This window comes from Blastococcus sp. TF02A-35 (genome assembly GCF_004571075.1).
GTDB lineage: Bacteria > Actinomycetota > Actinomycetes > Mycobacteriales > Geodermatophilaceae > Blastococcus.
Genome location: NZ_SPQP01000007.1, coordinates 19,767 through 35,357, shown reverse-complemented (window position 1 = coordinate 35,357; position 15,591 = coordinate 19,767). Strand labels below are relative to the sequence as shown.

Annotated in this window: 15 protein-coding genes; 10 read left to right on the top strand and 5 right to left on the bottom strand. The window is 74.7% G+C overall.

Translation table 11 applies throughout. From position 1 onward, the window contains the following. Nucleotides 1-5 precede the first annotated feature (5 nt). Nucleotides 6-2,168: a 3-hydroxyacyl-CoA dehydrogenase NAD-binding domain-containing protein gene (locus tag E4P43_RS04895; RefSeq protein WP_135144299.1), complete on the top strand. Its 2,163-nt coding sequence runs from the start codon at nt 6-8 to the stop codon at nt 2,166-2,168. Next, entirely contained in the window at nt 2,165-2,791 is a 627-nt protein-coding gene (locus E4P43_RS19790) for a TetR family transcriptional regulator (protein WP_280790933.1), read from the top strand. Before E4P43_RS04895 ends, E4P43_RS19790 begins: the two co-directional genes overlap by 4 nt. Before the next feature lie 65 nt (nt 2,792-2,856). On the opposite strand, the gene E4P43_RS04885 is transcribed toward E4P43_RS19790, so the two are convergent. Beyond that, nucleotides 2,857-3,996, bottom strand: a complete 1,140-nt coding sequence (locus tag E4P43_RS04885; RefSeq protein WP_209313733.1) for an acyl-CoA dehydrogenase family protein — start codon at nt 3,994-3,996, stop codon at nt 2,857-2,859. A gap of 132 nt (nt 3,997-4,128) precedes the next feature. On the opposite strand from E4P43_RS04885, the gene E4P43_RS04880 reads away from it, so the two are divergent. The 6 genes from E4P43_RS04880 to E4P43_RS04855 are packed head-to-tail and all read left to right on the top strand — an operon-like array spanning nt 4,129 to nt 11,695. Then, entirely contained in the window at nt 4,129-4,740 is a 612-nt protein-coding gene (locus E4P43_RS04880; protein ID WP_135144297.1) for a TetR/AcrR family transcriptional regulator, read from the top strand. 17 nt (nt 4,741-4,757) lie between these two features. Then, a complete protein-coding gene (locus tag E4P43_RS04875; protein ID WP_135144296.1) occupies nt 4,758-6,296 on the top strand; it encodes an acetyl-CoA acetyltransferase in 1,539 nt (512 codons plus the stop codon). Further along, nucleotides 6,293-7,090 carry a crotonase/enoyl-CoA hydratase family protein gene (locus E4P43_RS04870; protein WP_135144295.1) on the top strand — a complete coding sequence of 266 codons (798 nt, stop codon included), beginning with the start codon at nt 6,293-6,295 and terminating at the stop codon, nt 7,088-7,090. The genes E4P43_RS04875 and E4P43_RS04870 overlap by 4 nt, the downstream gene beginning before the upstream one ends. A gap of 43 nt (nt 7,091-7,133) precedes the next feature. After that, a complete protein-coding gene (locus E4P43_RS04865; RefSeq protein ID WP_167759065.1) occupies nt 7,134-8,618 on the top strand; it encodes an NAD(P)/FAD-dependent oxidoreductase in 1,485 nt (494 codons plus the stop codon). Next, nucleotides 8,605-10,323: a GMC family oxidoreductase gene (locus tag E4P43_RS04860; RefSeq protein ID WP_135144293.1), complete on the top strand. Its 1,719-nt coding sequence runs from the start codon at nt 8,605-8,607 to the stop codon at nt 10,321-10,323. Before E4P43_RS04865 ends, E4P43_RS04860 begins: the two co-directional genes overlap by 14 nt. A 52-nt stretch (nt 10,324-10,375) precedes the next feature. Then, complete coding sequence (locus E4P43_RS04855) at nt 10,376-11,695, top strand: methyl-accepting chemotaxis protein (RefSeq protein WP_135144292.1); 1,320 nt, start codon at nt 10,376-10,378, stop codon at nt 11,693-11,695. 41 nt (nt 11,696-11,736) lie between these two features. Here E4P43_RS04855 and chrA read toward each other — a convergent pair whose 3' ends face one another. From chrA to E4P43_RS04840, 3 genes are read right to left on the bottom strand one after another with little or no spacing between them, the layout of a single operon-like run. Further along, entirely contained in the window at nt 11,737-13,113 is a 1,377-nt protein-coding gene (chrA, locus tag E4P43_RS04850; protein WP_135144291.1) for a chromate efflux transporter, read from the bottom strand. An 18-nt stretch (nt 13,114-13,131) separates the two neighbouring features. After that, nucleotides 13,132-13,563 carry a chromate resistance protein ChrB domain-containing protein gene (locus tag E4P43_RS04845; protein WP_135144290.1) on the bottom strand — a complete coding sequence of 144 codons (432 nt, stop codon included), beginning with the start codon at nt 13,561-13,563 and terminating at the stop codon, nt 13,132-13,134. Further along, complete coding sequence (locus E4P43_RS04840; protein WP_135144289.1) at nt 13,560-14,048, bottom strand: Chromate resistance protein ChrB; 489 nt, start codon at nt 14,046-14,048, stop codon at nt 13,560-13,562. Before E4P43_RS04840 ends, E4P43_RS04845 begins: the two co-directional genes overlap by 4 nt. Nucleotides 14,049-14,139: 91 nt before the next feature. Between E4P43_RS04840 and E4P43_RS04835 the strand changes: the two genes are divergently transcribed. Next, on the top strand, nt 14,140-14,862 hold the full coding sequence (locus E4P43_RS04835; protein WP_135144288.1) for a GAF and ANTAR domain-containing protein: 723 nt from the start codon (nt 14,140-14,142) through the stop codon (nt 14,860-14,862). Between the two features lie 6 nt (nt 14,863-14,868). Here the strand turns inward: E4P43_RS04835 and E4P43_RS04830 are convergent, their stop codons facing one another. Then, on the bottom strand, nt 14,869-15,057 hold the full coding sequence (locus E4P43_RS04830) for a hypothetical protein (RefSeq protein ID WP_135144287.1): 189 nt from the start codon (nt 15,055-15,057) through the stop codon (nt 14,869-14,871). Between the two features lie 344 nt (nt 15,058-15,401). On the opposite strand from E4P43_RS04830, the gene E4P43_RS20415 reads away from it, so the two are divergent. Continuing rightward, a complete protein-coding gene (locus E4P43_RS20415) occupies nt 15,402-15,581 on the top strand; it encodes an ANTAR domain-containing protein (RefSeq protein ID WP_245158935.1) in 180 nt (59 codons plus the stop codon). The last annotated feature ends 10 nt before the right edge of the window (nt 15,582-15,591 follow it).

Here is a 15,591-nt window from a genome sequence, read left to right as displayed (position 1 = left end):
CCCCCATGAGCGACAGCACCATCCGCTGGGAGCAGGACGCCGACGGCGTCGTCGTCCTCACCCTCGACGACCCCTCGTCGTCGGCGAACACCATGAACGACGCGTACGTGCGGTCGATGGGCGAGACCCTCGACCGGCTCGAGGCCGAGAAGGAGTCGGTCCGCGGCGTCGTCGTGACCAGCGCGAAGAGGACCTTCTTCGCCGGCGGCAACCTCGGCAGCCTGATCCAGGCCACACCGGACACCACCGACGCCGTGCTCGCCCAGGTGACCCTGGTGAAGGCACAGCTGCGCCGGCTGGAGACCCTCGGCATCCCGGTCGCCGCGGCGGTCAACGGCGCGGCGCTCGGCGGCGGGCTGGAGATCGCGCTGGCCTGCCACCACCGCGTCGCCCTCGACGACCCGAAGGTGAAGATCGGCCTGCCCGAGGTCACCCTCGGCCTGCTGCCCGGTGGTGGCGGCGTCGTCCGCACCGTGCGGCTGCTCGGCCTGACGACGGCGCTGCTCGAGCTGCTCCTGCAGGGCCAGCAGCTGCGCCCGTCGAAGGCGCTGGAGCTGGGGCTGGTGCACGAGCTGGCCGCCGACCGCGACGAGCTGGTGGCCAAGGCCCGCGCCTGGGTGCTCGCCAACCCCGACGCTGCCCAGCCGTGGGACACCAAGGGCTACAAGGTCCCGGGCGGGACGCCGTCGTCGCCGTCGCTGGCCTCGACCCTGCCCGCGTTCCCGGCCAACCTGACCAAGCAGCTCAAGGGCGCGCCCTACCCGGCGCCGTACGCGATCCTCTCCGCCGCGGTGGAGAGCCTGCAGGTCGACGTGGACACCGCGTTCACCGTCGAGGGCCGCTACTTCGTCGACCTGGTCACCGGCCAGGTCTCGACGAACATGATCCAGGCGCTGTGGTTCGACCTCAACGCCATCAACGGCGGCGCCTCGCGCCCGTCGGGCCCGGAGAGGTACACGGCGGCCAAGGTCGGCGTGCTCGGTGCCGGGATGATGGGCGCCGGGATCGCGCACGCCTTCGCCAAGGTCGGCGTCGACGTCGTGCTCAAGGACGTGAGCACCGAGGCGGCCGAGAAGGGCAAGGCGCACGTCGCCGGTCTGGTCGGCAAGCAGGTGGCGCGCGGGCGCATGACGCAGGAGAAGGCCGACGCCTTCCTCGCCCGGATCACCCCGACCGGCGACGCCGCCGACCTCGCCGGCTGCGACGTCGTCGTCGAGGCGGTGTTCGAGGACCAGGCGCTCAAGCACCGGGTGCTCAGCGAGGCCGAGGCCAACGCGGGGGTGGGCGGGGGAGGACCGGCGCTGCTGGCGTCCAACACCTCCACCCTGCCGATCACCGGCCTCGCCGAGGGCGTGCAGCGACCGGCCGACGTCGTGGGCATGCACTTCTTCTCGCCGGTGGACAAGATGCCGCTGGTCGAGCTGATCGTGGGGGAGCGGACCTCCGACGAGGCGCTGGCCCGCGCCTACGACGTCGTCCGGCAGATCGGCAAGACGCCGATCGTCGTCTCCGACAGCCGCGGCTTCTTCACCAGCCGCGTGTTCGGCACCCTCGTCCTCGAGGGCGCCGCGCTGCTCGCCGAGGGGCTGGCGCCGATGAGCGTCGAGCGGGCCGCGCTGCAGGCCGGCTTCCCGGCCGGGCCGCTCACCCTGCTCGACGAGGTGACCCTGACCCTGCCGTTGAAGATCAACGAGGAGGCGGCCAAGGCCGGGGCGACCCAGGAGCACCCGGGCATCGCGGTCCTCCGCGCGCTGGTCGAGCAGGGCCGCACCGGGAAGTCCGCCGGCAAGGGCTTCTTCGACTGGCAGCCGGAGAAGCGGGTGTGGCCGGGCCTGGCCGAGCTGTTCCCGGCGTCCGACGCCGTCCCGTTCCGGGACGCGCAGGAGCGGCTGCTGTTCGTCATGGCGGTCGAGACGGCCCGCTGCGTGGAGGAGAAGGTGCTCAGCTCGGTCGAGGACGCCAACATCGGCTCGATCATGGGCATCGGCTTCCCGCCGCTCTACGGCGGCGTGCTGCAGTACGTCGACCAGTACCCGGGCGGCGTCGCGGGCTTCGTCGCGCGCGCCGACGAGCTGGCCGACGCCTACGGCGAGCGGTTCCGCCCGCCGGCGATCCTGCTCGAGCGTGCCGTTCCCGCCGGCAGCCTCCGGGCAGCGGTGGCAGGCTGACCGCCATCGCGACCTCCGCCCGCCCGCCGCTGCGCCGCACCCAGGCGGAGCGGCGGGCGGCGACCCGCGAGGCACTGGTCCGGGCGACCGTCGAGTCGCTGGTCGAGCTCGGCTACGCCCGCACCACCACGCAGGAGGTGCAGCGCCGCGCCGGGGTCTCCCGGGGCGCGCTCACCCACCAGTTCACCTCGAAGGCCGAGCTGCTGCTGGCCGCCGTCGACCACCTCTACGAGGAGTTCAGCGCCTCGGTCCGGCAGGCCGCGGCGGACCTGCCCGCCGACTCGACGCTGCGCATCCGGCTCGGCGTCGAGGTCATCTGGGAGCGGTTCCACGGGCCGCTGTTCGTCGCCGCGATGGAGCTGTGGGGTGCGGCCCGCACCGACCCGGAGCTGCGGGCGGCGCTGCTGCCCTACGAGCGCCGGCTCAACGTGCAGCTGCGCGAGCTGTCGATGGAGGTCTTCGGCGAGCGGGTGGCCGGGCACCCGAAGTCCGAGGCGGTGTACCAGGTGCTGCTCACCTCGATGCGGGGGCAGGCGCTCACCTACGCGCTGCAGCCCGACGCGCCGCGCACCGGCCCGCACCTGCAGCACTGGGCGACCATCGTCGAGGCCTTCACCGCCTAGGCCGAGATCTGCACACTCGCCCCCATCGGCCGGCTGACGGGGGCGAGTGTGCAGATCTCGCCGGGCTAGGCGAGCAGGAGCTTGGCCACGATCTCGGTCATGATCTCGTTGGTGCCGCCGCCGATGCCGAGGATCCGGCTGTCGCGGTAGTGCCGCTCGACCTCCGACTCGCGCATGTAGCCCAGCCCGCCGAAGAGCTGGACGGCGTCGTCGACGACGCGGTCGCACGCGGCCACCGCCGTGTTCTTGGCCATCGCCACCTCGGTCAGCACGTCCTCCCCGGCCAGCCACCGGTCGACCACGGCCCGCGTGTAGACGCGGGCGACGTCGGTCTGCCGGGCCATCTCCGCGACGCGGTGCTGCACCACCTGCCGGCGGGCCAGCGGCTTGCCGAAGGTGTGCCGCTCCTTCACCCACGCCAGCGTGAGGTCCAGGCAGCGCTGGGCGGTCGCGTAGGCCTGCACGGCCAGGCTCAGCCGCTCGGCCGCGAACTGGCCCATGATCGCGTAGAAGCCCTCGTTCTCCCGCCCGACCAGGTTGCCTACCGGGACCCGGACGTCGGTGAACGACAGCTCGGCGGTGTCGGAGCAGAGCCAGCCCATCTTCCTCAGCGGTGCCGAGACCGTGAACCCCGGCATGCCGCGCTCCAGGAGCAGCAGCGAGACGCCCCCGGCGCCGGCCTCCCCGGTGCGCACGGCGACGGTGACGAAGTCGGCGCGGGTCCCCGAGGTGATGTAGGTCTTGGCTCCGTTCACCACGTACTCGTCGCCGTCCCGGACGGCGCGGGTGGTGAGCCCGGCGACGTCGGAACCGCCCTCGGGCTCGGTCACGGCCAGCGAGATGATCTTCTCCCCGGCCAGGACGGGGCGGGCGACGCGCTCCAGGAGCGCCGGGTCGCCGGCGGCCACGAGGTGCGGCAGCCCGATGCCGTGCGTGAAGAGGCCCGCCACCAGGCCGCTGCTGCCACCGGCCTGGATCAGCTCCTCGGTGATGAGCAGCGTGTCGCCCGGCGCCCCGCCGCTGCCGCCGAGCTCCTCGGGGTATCCGACCCCGAGCAGCCCGACCTCGGCGGCCCGGCGGTGCAGCTCCCGCGGGAGCGCCCCGGCCTCCTCCCAGGCGGCCATGTTCGGCACCACCTCGGCCTCGGCGAAGCGGCGGACCGAGGCCCGCAGCGCCCTGCGCTCGTCGGTGTCCCAGCTGCTCACGGCTCTCCTCGGCGGTGCGGACGGCGAGGGTGCGACGTCCGGCGGATGTGGCGGCAGCAACATCTTGTCCACGAGCTTTCATCTTGTAAAGTGCCACTCCACTTGGACGTCGAGGCCGGGTAGGAGGTCGCCGTGGTCCAGCGGCTGTACGCGGGGATGAGCGCCGAGGAGCGCTCCACCCGGCGCTTCGAGCAGTTCCTCGAGGGCGGGCTGGAGGTGTTCTCCGAGCGCGGGTGGGCGGCGAGCACCGTGCAGGACGTGTGCCGCGCCGCGGGGCTGAGCCCGCGCTACTTCTACGAGCTCTTCGGCAGCCGGGAGGACCTCTTCCGCGCCATCTGCGAGCGGATCGGCGAGGACATCCGCCGCACCGTCCGCGCCGCGGTCGACGCCGAGGACCGCGGCCCGCAGGCCCGGGCGCGCGCGGTCCTCGGGGCGCTGGCCCAGTACTTCACCGCCGACCCCCGCACCGCCCGGGTCGCGCTCATGGAGTCCCTGGCCACCGAGGAGTTCCGGCAGCAGCGGCACGACCTGCTGGGGTCGTTCAGTGCGCTGACCGCCCGGCTCATGCGCCCCCTGAGCGCGGGGGAGCCCGACGAGCGCCGCCTCCGGCTCAGCGCGGCAGCCCTCACCGGAGGGCTGGTCGAGCTGGTCATCGCCGGTGCCGGCGTGCCGGGCCCCGTCGCCGACCTCGACCCGCTGCTGGACCACCTCACCGCGCTCTACACCGCGGCCGCACGGCTGTGACCACCCGAGGAGCCGCCGTGCCCGACGAGTCCCGCACGCCCGTCGTCGCGGGGGTCGGCCAGCTGCGGGCCAACCGCGAGCGGTCGGCCGCCGGCGCCCGGGAGCCGCTGGAGCTGGTCGTCGAGGCGCTCCGGCTGGCCGCCGCCGACGCCGGTGCCCCGGGCCTGCTGCAGCAGGCCGACGCGCTGCACGCGATCCGGGTGGCCAGCTGGGCCTACGCCGACCTGGCCGCCGCGGTCGCGGGCCGGGTGGGCGTGCGACCGCGGCTGTCGACCAACACCGGGCTGGGCGGGCACCTCCCGGCCCGGCTGCTGGACCAGGTGGCCGCGCGGATCGCGGCGGGGGAGACGCAGGTCGAGCTGGTCGTGGGCGGGGAGGCGCAGGCCTCGGTGCAGGCGCTCGCCCGGGCCGGTGTCGACCCGGTGGCGGGGCGGGGCTGGAGCGCCGACCCGGGCGGGCCGCCACCGCTGGACCTCGACGACCTGGGGTCGGAGGAGATGCTGGCGGCGGGGCTCTTCCTGCCCACCCGCGTCTACCCGCTGTTCGAGAACCGGCTGCAGGCCGACCTGGGGCTGACGCCGCACGCCAACGCGCAGTGGTCGGCCCGGCTGTACGCCGACTACAGCGAGGTCGCGGCCCGGCACCCGGTCGCCTGGAACCCCGAGCGGCGCACCGCGGCGGAGATCGCCACCGTCGGTCCCGGCAACCGCATGGTGTGCGAGCCCTACCCGCTGGCGGTCAACGCGATGCCGCAGGTCGACCAGGCCGTCGCGGTCGTCGTCACGTCCCTGGCCGCGGCCCGTGCGGCCGGGGTGCCGGAGGACCGCGTCGTGCACGTCCGGGGCGGCGCCGGCGCCGACGACGTCGACCCGCTCCGGCGCGCGGACCTGGGCCGGTCCGAGGCGCTCGCCGGGACGCTGGACCGGGCCCTCGCCCGAGCCGCCGTGACCGCCGACGAGCTGGACCTGGTCGACGTCTACAGCTGCTTCCCGGTGGTGCCCAAGCTCGCCGGCCTGCACCTGCGGACCGAGGCCGTGCTCACCGTCGCGGGCGGTCACTCGTCCTTCGGCGGCCCGCTCAACACCTACTCGCTGCACGCCGTCGCCTCCGTGGCCGAGCGGCTCCGCGGCACCGGCGGCACCGGGCTGGTGCACGCGAACGGGGGCTTCCTGACCAAGCAGCACGCCGTCGTGCTGACCGGCCGGCCGCACCCCGGGGGCTACGCCGGGGACCCGGAGCCGGGGGCGGTCACCCATCCCGACGCCCCGCCGCTGCTGCCCGCGGCCCGGTGCGACGGCGTCGACCTGGTCGTCGAGACGGCCACCGTGGAGCACGGCCGCGGCGGCGGGCCGGAGCAGGCGTTCGTGGTCGGCCGCGCCGCCGACGGCGCCCGCGTCGCCGCCGCCACGGCGCCGGGGGACACCGCCACCGCCGCCGCGCTCTCGCTGTCGAACCTCCCCGCCGGCGCCACCACCCAGGTGGGGCGGCCGGTGCGGGTCGAGCTGCGCGACGGCGCCCCCGTCATCACCCTCCGATCTCCCGGGAGCACCGCATGACCTCCGACGAGCAGCCCGGCGTCCTCGCCGAGCGGACCGACCACACGCTGGTGGTCACCCTCAACCGGCCGCGGGCGCGCAACGCCGTCGACGCCGACGTCGCCTCCCGGCTGGCCGACGCCCTGGAGTCGGCCGACCACGACCCCGACATCCGCTGCGTCGTCCTGACCGGTGCCGGCGACAAGGCCTTCTGCGCCGGCGCCGACCTCAAGGCGCTCGGGCGGGGCGAGACGCCGCTGGCACCCGGGCGGGAGCACTACGGGTTCGCCGGCTTCGTGCGGCACGCGGTCAGCACGCCGGTGATCGCCGCGGTCAACGGGGCGGCGCTGGGCGGCGGTACCGAGCTGGTGCTCGCCAGCGACCTCGCCGTCGCCGTCGAGACGGCGACCTTCGGGCTCCCGGAGACCGCGCGGGGGATCTTCGCCGCGGCCGGCGGGGTGTTCCGCCTGCCCGAGCAGCTACCGCGCAAGGTCGCGATGCGGATGATCCTCACCGGGGACCCGATGAGCGCCCAGGAGGCGCTGCGGTGGGGCCTGGTCAACGAGGTCGTGCCGGCCGACGAGGTGCTGCCGACGGCGCTGCGGCTGGCCGAGCGGATCGCCGCCAACGCGCCCCTCGCGGTCCGGGCCAGCAAGCGGCTGGCGCTGGGCATGGTCGACGGTGACCTCCCGCATGAGGCCGCGGCCTGGGAGCGCAACGACGCCGAGATCCGGGCGGTCGGGGCGAGCGCCGACGCGATGGAGGGCATCGCCGCCTTCATCGAGGGCCGTGCGCCGCACTGGCGGGCCGGCTGATGGCCGCTCCCTGCCGCGCCACCGCTCTCGTAGGGTCCCGGCTGTGACGAGCGTCGCCATCATCGGCAGCGGGTTCGGGGGCATCGCGGCGGCGGTGCGGCTCAAGGAGGCCGGGGTCACCGACCTCGTGCTGTTCGAGAAGAGCTCCGACGTCGGCGGCGTGTGGCGGGAGAACACCTACCCCGGGGCGGCCTGCGACGTGCCCTCCCACCTGTACTCGCTGTCCTTCGCGCCCAAGGCGGACTGGTCGCGCCGGTTCGCCCCGCAGGCGGAGATCCACCAGTACCTCCGCGACGTCGCCCGCGACTTCGGCGTGCTGCCGCACATCCGCTTCGGCAGCGAGGTGCTGTCCGCCCGCTTCGACGAGGGCCGGGCGCGGTGGCGGCTCACCCTCTCCGGCGGCGGCGAGCACGAGGCCGACGTCCTGGTCACCGCCACCGGGCAGCTGAGCCGCCCCAGCCGCCCCGACGTCCCCGGGCTGGACACCTTCGAGGGCACCCTCTTCCACTCGGCGACGTGGGACCACGGGCACGACCTGACCGGTGAGCGGGTCGCCGTCCTGGGGACCGGGGCGAGCGCCGTCCAGTTCGTGCCGGCGATCGCCCCGCGCACCGCGCACCTGACCGTCTTCCAGCGGTCGGCGCCCTACGTGCTGCCCAAGCCCGACCGCGCCTACCGGGAGCGGGCAAAGAAGGCCTTCGCCCGGGTGCCGGGACTGCTGCGCCTCTCGCGGGAGGCCAACTACGTCTCCAACGAGCTGCGCTCGCTCGGCTTCAACACCGAGCCGCGGCTGCTGTTCGCCCACCGTGCCGCCTACCGGAAGTACCTGGCGAGGTCGGTCGCCGACCCGGTGCTGCGGGAGAAGCTCACGCCCACCGACCCGATGGGCTGCAAGCGGATCCTGATGTCCAACGACTGGTACGCGGCGCTGCAGCGGCCCGACGTCGAGGTGGTCACCGACCGGGTCACCGAGGTGCGGCCGCACTCGATCGTCACCGCCGACGGCACCGAGCGCGAGGTCGACACGATCGTCCTGGGCACGGGCTTCGCGGCCACCGAGTTCCTGGCGCCGATCCGCATCACCGGCCGCGGCGGCCGCGTCCTGCACGAGCAGTGGGCCGACGGCGCCAGCGCCTACCTCGGCACCGTGGTGCCCGGCTTCCCCAACTTCTTCGTGCTCTACGGGCCCAACACCAACCTCGGCCACAACTCGATCATCTTCATGCTGGAGGCCCAGGTGCGCTGGGTCGTGCAGGCCGTGCGCCACCTGGAGCGGGGGCGGGTCAGGTGGCTGGAGGTCCGGCGGGACGTGGCCGAGGCCTTCGACGCCTGGGTCCAGCGCCGGGTGCGCGGCACCGTCTTCGCCGGCGGCTGCCGCAGCTGGTACCTGACCGAGAGCGGCCGCAACACGCAGAACTGGCCAGCGTCCACCATCACCTTCCGGCGCCGGCTGCACCGGCTGCGCCCGGAGGACTTCGCCCCGGCCCCGGCCGCCGTCCCGGAGGGAGCCGGCCGTGCCGCGCGCTGAGCACGTCGACGTCGTCGTCGTCGGCAGCGGGTTCGGGGGCAGCACCGCGGCGCTGCGGCTGTCGGAGAAGGGCTACCGCGTCGCGGTCCTGGAGGCCGGTCGGAGGTTCAGCGACGACGACCTGCCGGCCACCTCGTGGGACCTGCGCCGGTACCTGTGGGCACCCCAGCTGGGCTGCTACGGCGTGCAGCGCATCCACCTGCTGCCCGACGTGCTGGTCATGGCCGGCGCCGGGGTGGGCGGCGGGTCGCTGAACTACGCCAACACGCTCTACAAGCCGCCGAGCGCCTACTTCCGCGACCCGCAGTGGGCCGGCATCACCGACTGGGAGACCGAGCTCGCCCCGTACTACGACCAGGCGAGCCGGATGCTCGGCGTGACGACCAACCCGAGCATGACGCCGGCCGACGAGGTCCTGCGCGAGGTCGCCGAGGAGATGGGGGTCGCCGACTCCTTCGTCTCGACGCCGGTCGGGGTGTTCTACGGCGAGCCCGGGGTCACGGTCCCCGACCCGTACTTCGGCGGGGTGGGCCCGGAGCGCACGGGGTGCACCGAGTGCGGCTCGTGCATGACCGGCTGCCGCGTCGGCGGCAAGAACACGCTGATGAAGAACTACCTGTTCCTCGCCGAGCGGGCCGGCGCCGTCGTCCACCCGCTGACGACGGTGACCGGCGTGCGTCCGCGCCCCGGCGGTGGCTGGGAGGTCGAGGCCGTCCGCAGCGGGGCCTGGCGGCGCAGGCGGACGGTGCGCCGGTGGACCTGCGACCAGGTGGTGCTCGCCGCCGGCACCTACGGCACCCAGCGGCTGCTGCACGCCATGCGGGACGGCGGCACGCTGCCGGCGCTGTCGCCGAAGCTCGGCCACCAGACCCGCACGAACTCCGAGGCGGTGCTGGCGGCGACCGGCCGGCGCGGGGGGCCGGTGGACTACAGCCGCGGGGTGGCGATCACGTCGTCGTTCCACCTCGACGAGCACACGCACCTCGAGCCGGTGCGCTACGGCAAGGGCAGCAACGCCATCGGCCTGCTGCAGACGGTGCTGGTCGACGGCGGCGGACGGGTGCCGCGCTGGCTCCGGGCGCTCGGGGTGATCGCGCGGGACCCGGCGGCGTTCGTGCGGCTGCTGTCGGTGCGGGGGTGGTCGGAGCGCACGGTGATCGCGCTGGTCATGCAGAGCCGCGACAACAGCATCGTGGTGTCTGGGCGCCGCTCCCGGCTGGGGCGGCGGCTGACCAGCCGGCCGGGGCCGGGCGAGCCGAGCCCGACGTGGATCCCGGGTGGGCACGAGGCGGTCCGGCGGATCGCCGCGAAGATCGGCGGCGACCCCGGCGGGGCGATGACCGAGCTGGTGAACATCCCGATGACCGCGCACTTCCTCGGCGGCTGCCCGATCGGCGCGACGGCGGAGGCCGGCGTCGTCGACCCCTACCACCGGGTGCACGGCTACCCGGGCCTGTCGGTGGTCGACGGCTCGGCGGTGTCGGCCAACCTGGGCGTCAACCCGTCCCTCACGATCACCGCCCAGGCCGAGCGGGCGATGGCCCTGTGGCCGAACAAGGGGGAGCGCGACCCGCGGCCGGCCGCCGGGGAGCCGTACGTGCGCGTGGCCCCGGTGCCGCCCAGGTCGCCGCTGGTCCCCGTTTCGGCTCCGGGCGGTCTTCGGCTACCTTTGACTGTCGTGACTCCACCGACGAGCGGAACCTGACCAAGATTTCGGTTGTGCTCAATGCATGGCCCCGGATGCCGAAAGGCAGCGGGTGACGACTCCTGGCTCCCCTTCGCGCAGCGGTTTCCTGGCTGCCATCCCTCGTGGTGCGCGGCTGGACGAGGAGGGCTTCCGCCGCCGGCACCGCATCATCTGCGTGGTCCTGGCCCTCCACCCACCGGTCCTCGTGGCCATCGCGCTGGTGCGCGACGGGCACCACGACGGGCTGGCGCTGTGGGGGCAGATGGCCGCGCTGGTCACCCTGCTCGTCGCGGCCCTGGTGCTGCGCGGCATGCTGCCGCGGGCGTCGGCGGCGAGCGTGGGCCTGATGTTCGGCGCGGACCTGCTCGTGCACGTCGGGGGCGGCCTCACCGACCTGCACATCTGGTTCTACGCGCTGCTCGCGCTGGTCGCGCTGTACCAGATGTGGACGCCGTTCCTGCTGGCCGTCGTGTTCGTCGCCGTCCACCACGCGCTGACCAGCCTCATCGCCCCCGAGGCGGTCTACTCCACCCAGCAGGCACAGGACAACCCGCTGCTGTTCGCCCTGCTGCACGCGGTCTTCCTGCTGGCCGAGGCCTTCTTCCTGGCCTACTCGTGGAAGTTCACCGAGGAGTCCGACCGCGGCCGCCGCGCGGAGGCCCGGCGGGCCGAGGCGCAGGCGCAGGCCCAGGCGCAGGCGCAGGCCGAGCTGGCCGCCGAGCGGGCCCGCACCGCCGAGGAGGCCGCGTGCCGGCTCAGCGAGCAGGAGCGGCGTGCGGCCGGGCTGGAGGAGCGGCTGGCCGGGCTCTCGGAGGCCGGGCGCCGGCTGGACGAGAACGTGGGCACCGCGACCGACGTCATGACCGGCCTGCGAGCGGCGATCGCCGACATCTCGGCGGCCGCCAGCCACGCCACCACCACCGCGAACCAGGCCAGCGACGGCTCGCGCCGCAGCGCCGAGGTGATCCAGCGGCTGGCCGCGACCATGGCCGAGATCGACCAGATCGCCGGCAGCATCTCCTCGATCGCCGACCAGACCAACCTGCTGGCGCTCAACGCGACGATCGAGTCCGCCCGCGCCGGTGAGGCCGGCAAGGGCTTCGCCGTCGTCGCCGGTGAGGTGAAGGACCTCGCGTCGGAGACGGCCCGGGCGACCGAGCGCATCCGCGGGGTGGTCGAGAGCGTGCGCGAGGACGTCGACGCGGCCGGCGCCGCCCTGGAGAACGTGCAGGAGGTCATCCAGGGCGTCGTGGAGGCGCAGACGACGATCGCCGCCGCCGTCGAGGAGCAGAACGCGTCCACCGCGCAGGCGCAGGACGCGATCGTCGGCGCCTCGCGCGAGGCCACCCGCGTGGCGGAGGACCTGAGGAGCATCGTCGCCGGCATGTGAGCCGTGCGCGGCGGGGGCCCCGGCCGGCCCCCGCCGCGTGCTCAGGTGACCGGCAGCCCGGCGAGCCCGGCGGCGAGGCCGAGCGCCGCGCAGACGCCGAGGGTGCGCAGCACCGACCACTTCAGCCGGAACAGCAGCACCGCGGCGACCAGGGCGATGACCAGCGCGAGCGGCCGCAGCGAGGCGAGGTCGGGCACCTCCAGGTGCAGCGGCCCGGCGTCGACGGCGCGCGAGCCGGCGAACAGCGTGTGCACCGCGAAGTACACGCCCAGGTTGGCGATGACGCCGACGACGGCGGCCGTGATGCCGGTCAGCGCCGACGACAGCGACCGGTTGCCGCGCAGCCGCTCCATGTAGGGGGCGCCGAGCAGCACGAAGAGGAAGCTGGGCACGAAGGTCACCCAGGTGACGAGCAGCGAGGCCAGGACCGCCGCCACCCACGGGTCGAGGTCGCCCGGCGCGCGGTAGGCGCCGAGGAACGCGACGAACTGCACCACCATGATCAGCGGGCCGGGCGTCGTCTCGGCCAGGGCCAGGCCGCGCACCATCTCGCCCGGTGACAGCCAGCCGTAGGTGGCGACCGCCTGCTGGGCCACGTAGGCCAGCACTGCGTACGCCCCGCCGAAGGTGACGACGGCGGTGCCGGAGAAGAACAGGCCCTGCTCGGTGAGGGTGCTGTGCGCGCCGGTGAGCGCCGCGACGACCGCGATGGGCACGCCCCACACGAGCAGCCCGACGAGCAGCACCCGCAGGGTGCGCCGGGTCGTGGGCGCCTCGGTGTGCAGCACGTCGTCGGAGATGACCGGCGGGGGGCCGGCGTCGGCGTCCTCGGCCTTCGTCCTCGGTGCCGCGGGCCGCCACCGGCCCAGCGCCCAGCCCGCCAGGCCGGCCACCGCCACGACCACCGGGAAGGGGACGCCGAACAGGGCCAGGGCGAGGAAGGCGCCGACGGCCAGCGCGACCAGCTCCGGGCGGTCCAGCGCCTTCCTGGCCACCCGGACGACGGCCTGCGCCACGATCGCGAGCACGGCCGGCGCCAGCCCGGCGAACAGCGCCAGCACGGCGGTCGTCGTCCCGAAGGCGACGTAGACCGCCGAGAGGGCCAGGAGCGCCACGACGCCGGGGAGGACGAACAGCCCGCCGGCGACGAGGCCGCCCCGGGTGCCGTGCAGCAGCCAGCCGACGTAGGTGGCCAGCTGCTGAGCCTCGGGCCCGGGCAGCAGCATGCAGTAGTTCATCGCGTGCAGGAACCGGCGCTGGCCGATCCACCGCTTCTCGTCGACGAGCGTGCGCTGCATGACCGCGATCTGCCCGGCCGGGCCGCCGAACGTCTGCAGGGAGATCAGGAACCAGGCGCGGACGGCGGTGCGGAAGGGCACTCCGGTCTGCTCGTGGGAGGGGGCGGCGTTGCTCGTCATCACGTCCTCGTCGGGTGGTCAGGCCGGCTCGCGGCCGAGCAGCAGCCGCCGGCGGTGGAACTCGTAGAGCCCGTCGAAGACGGGGCCGGAGACGGCGAGGGTGCGCTCGTCGTCGCCGGTCATCGACAGCCCGCGCAGGACCACGTCCAGTCCCGGCGCCTCCGGGGCGTCGAAGCGCTCGTCGTCGAGGTCTGCCTCGTGCACGATCTCCGCGATCCGCCAGAGCACCGGGTCGGTGAGCTGGTAGCGGCGCAGGATCGTCTCGAAGGAGCAGTCACCGCCGTGGTGGCCGAGGTCGACGCCGCGCATGTCGAAGGGGGTGGCGTCGTCGGGGACCTCGGAGGGGTCGGCGACGAGGACGAACTCCGCGGCCGGGTCGAGGAAGCGGCGGATCAGCCAGGCGCAGGCCGCCCGGTCGATGTGGATGCCGGCCCGGGTCGCCCACCTCATCGGGCCACCGCCTCCGTCCGGTCCGCGGCGGCCAGGTCCCGCAGCGCGGCGGCCGCCGCGTCGCGCTCCGGCGGCGGGAAGAAGTCACGCCGGCCGATGGCCCGCAGCTCACCGCGCAGCCGGCGCAGCGCGCGGGCCCGCTCGGCCGGGTCGGCGTCGGCCGCGGCGCGGCACTGCTCGGCGAGCGCCCGGTACTCCTCGGCGCGGGCGGTGGCCATGGTCGTGGCGAGCTCCCGCTCCTGGGCGGCGGTCGTCGGCCGGGCCAGCCAGATGCCGGCCGTGCCACCGGCCTCGGTGACGTCACCGGCCAGCCACTCCAGCTGCTCCCGGGTCCGGGCGTCGGCCGGCAGCGCGACCAGGCCGTCGGCCAGCTGGGCGACGCCGAGGCGCTTCAGCCGGCGCCAGAGGGTGGTGCGGGGCCCGGAGGGCTCGCGGGGGAGCCGGTAGGAGAGCAGCACCCACTCCCCGGGGGACGTCGTCGGCACGCGCTGATGCAACCACGGTTGCATCGTCGTTGTCGAGCCGAGGATCGGTGACTACGCCACGCGCCGCGGTCTGCGCGGTACGTTGCCAGCCATGACCTCCGAGCGGGCCCAGAGCGGGATGCAAGACCTCGCCGAGGCGATGAGCCGGACGGCCCGACGGCTGCAGGAGGAGCACGGCGACATCGAGCGGACCCTCCAGGCCATCACCTCGGCGGCCGTCGCGGTGGTGCCGCAGGCGGAGGACGCCAGCATCAGCTACGTGATCGGTCGCCAGAAGATCCAGCCCCGCGCGTCGACCAGCGCCCTGCCCGAGGAGGTCGACGCGCTGCAGGAGCGGGTTCGGCAGGGGCCCTGCCTGGACGCGACGTGGCAGCAGGAGGTCGTGCGGGTCGACGACGTGGCCGGTGACGGCCGCTGGCCGCTGTTCGGGCGGGAGGCCGCGGCCATGGGCGTGGGGAGCATGGTCTGCTTCCAGCTCTTCGTGGAGGGGACCCGGATGGGTGCCCTCAACCTCTACGCGCGCACGCCGGACGCGTTCGACGAAGAGAGCGAGCACCTGGGGCGCATGCTGGCCGCGCACGCCGCCGTCGCCATGGCGGGCGCGGAGCACGAGAGGCACCTACGGGTGGCCGTGGACAGCCGCGACCTCATCGGTCAGGCCAAGGGCATCCTGATGGAGCGGCACAAGCTGACCGCCGACCAGGCCTTCGGCGTGCTCGCCCGGGTGTCGCAGGAGCTGAACCGCAAGCTGGTGGAGGTGGCGCGGGAGGTCAGCGAGACCGGCGTCGTGCCCCGCGACCGCCGGCCCGGCTGAGCCGGGTCACTCGCGGACGACCCACACCTCGGCGGGCCCGCTGGCGGTGTCCTGCGTCCGTACCGGCCGGAACTGCTCGTAGACCCCGAACCACTTCGGCCCGTCGTAGACCAGGACCGTGGAGGCGAGCGCCTCGGCGGGGAGCTCGTCGGTCTGGCCGTGGCGCGGCCCGCCCCAGTGGTAGACCAGCGTCATGCTGGAACCGTAGGCGAGGCCCGTCCCGCGCCTACGGGAGGGGGTCGGGCCGCCACGCCGTGCACGCCGGCTCGCGTCGCCTGGCAGGGAAACGTCGGGCGGGAGCTCGGACAGGGTCCGGTCGGTCAGGGGGACGGCGGTGGCAGGTGCCCGGGTGGGGGCAGGCGTCATCGGAGGGAACCCTCGGGGAGATGGGGCGGGCCGGGGTGGCTGCTCACCCGTGCCCGCGCTGCCCCGGTGGTGCCCCGGCTCCGCCCCGTCGAACCGCGGGCTGGCAGATGTGGGGCAGGACACGACGGGTGCTCCGGTGGCGTCGACGGCGGCGGCATACTGTCTGCGGCCGGATGGTCACCCGGCAGGTGATCGGCCAGGCCGTCGGCCTGCTGATGGCGCAGCGGCGCTGCACCGCCGAGGCGGCCTTCGACATGCTCAGGGTCGCCAGCCAGCGCGGCAACGAGAAGCTGCGGGAGGTCGCGGCGCGGATGGTCGCCGGGCACGAAAAGGACGCGCGCGCCCGGCGGTGAGCTGGTCCGC

Bases quoted from the DNA above. Each gene is read 5' to 3' on its own strand.
- chrA (WP_135144291.1), bottom strand. From the start codon at position 13,113: ATGACGAGCAACGCCGCCCCCTCCCACGAGCAGACCGGAGTGCCCTTC.
- E4P43_RS20415 (WP_245158935.1), top strand. From the start codon at position 15,402: ATGGTCACCCGGCAGGTGATCGGCCAGGCCGTCGGCCTGCTGATGGCG.
- E4P43_RS04895 (WP_135144299.1), top strand. From the start codon at position 6: ATGAGCGACAGCACCATCCGCTGGGAGCAGGACGCCGACGGCGTCGTC.
- E4P43_RS04830 (WP_135144287.1), bottom strand. From the start codon at position 15,057: ATGACGCTGGTCTACCACTGGGGCGGGCCGCGCCACGGCCAGACCGAC.
- E4P43_RS04870 (WP_135144295.1), top strand. From the start codon at position 6,293: ATGACCTCCGACGAGCAGCCCGGCGTCCTCGCCGAGCGGACCGACCAC.
- E4P43_RS04845 (WP_135144290.1), bottom strand. From the start codon at position 13,563: ATGAGGTGGGCGACCCGGGCCGGCATCCACATCGACCGGGCGGCCTGC.
- E4P43_RS04835 (WP_135144288.1), top strand. From the start codon at position 14,140: ATGACCTCCGAGCGGGCCCAGAGCGGGATGCAAGACCTCGCCGAGGCG.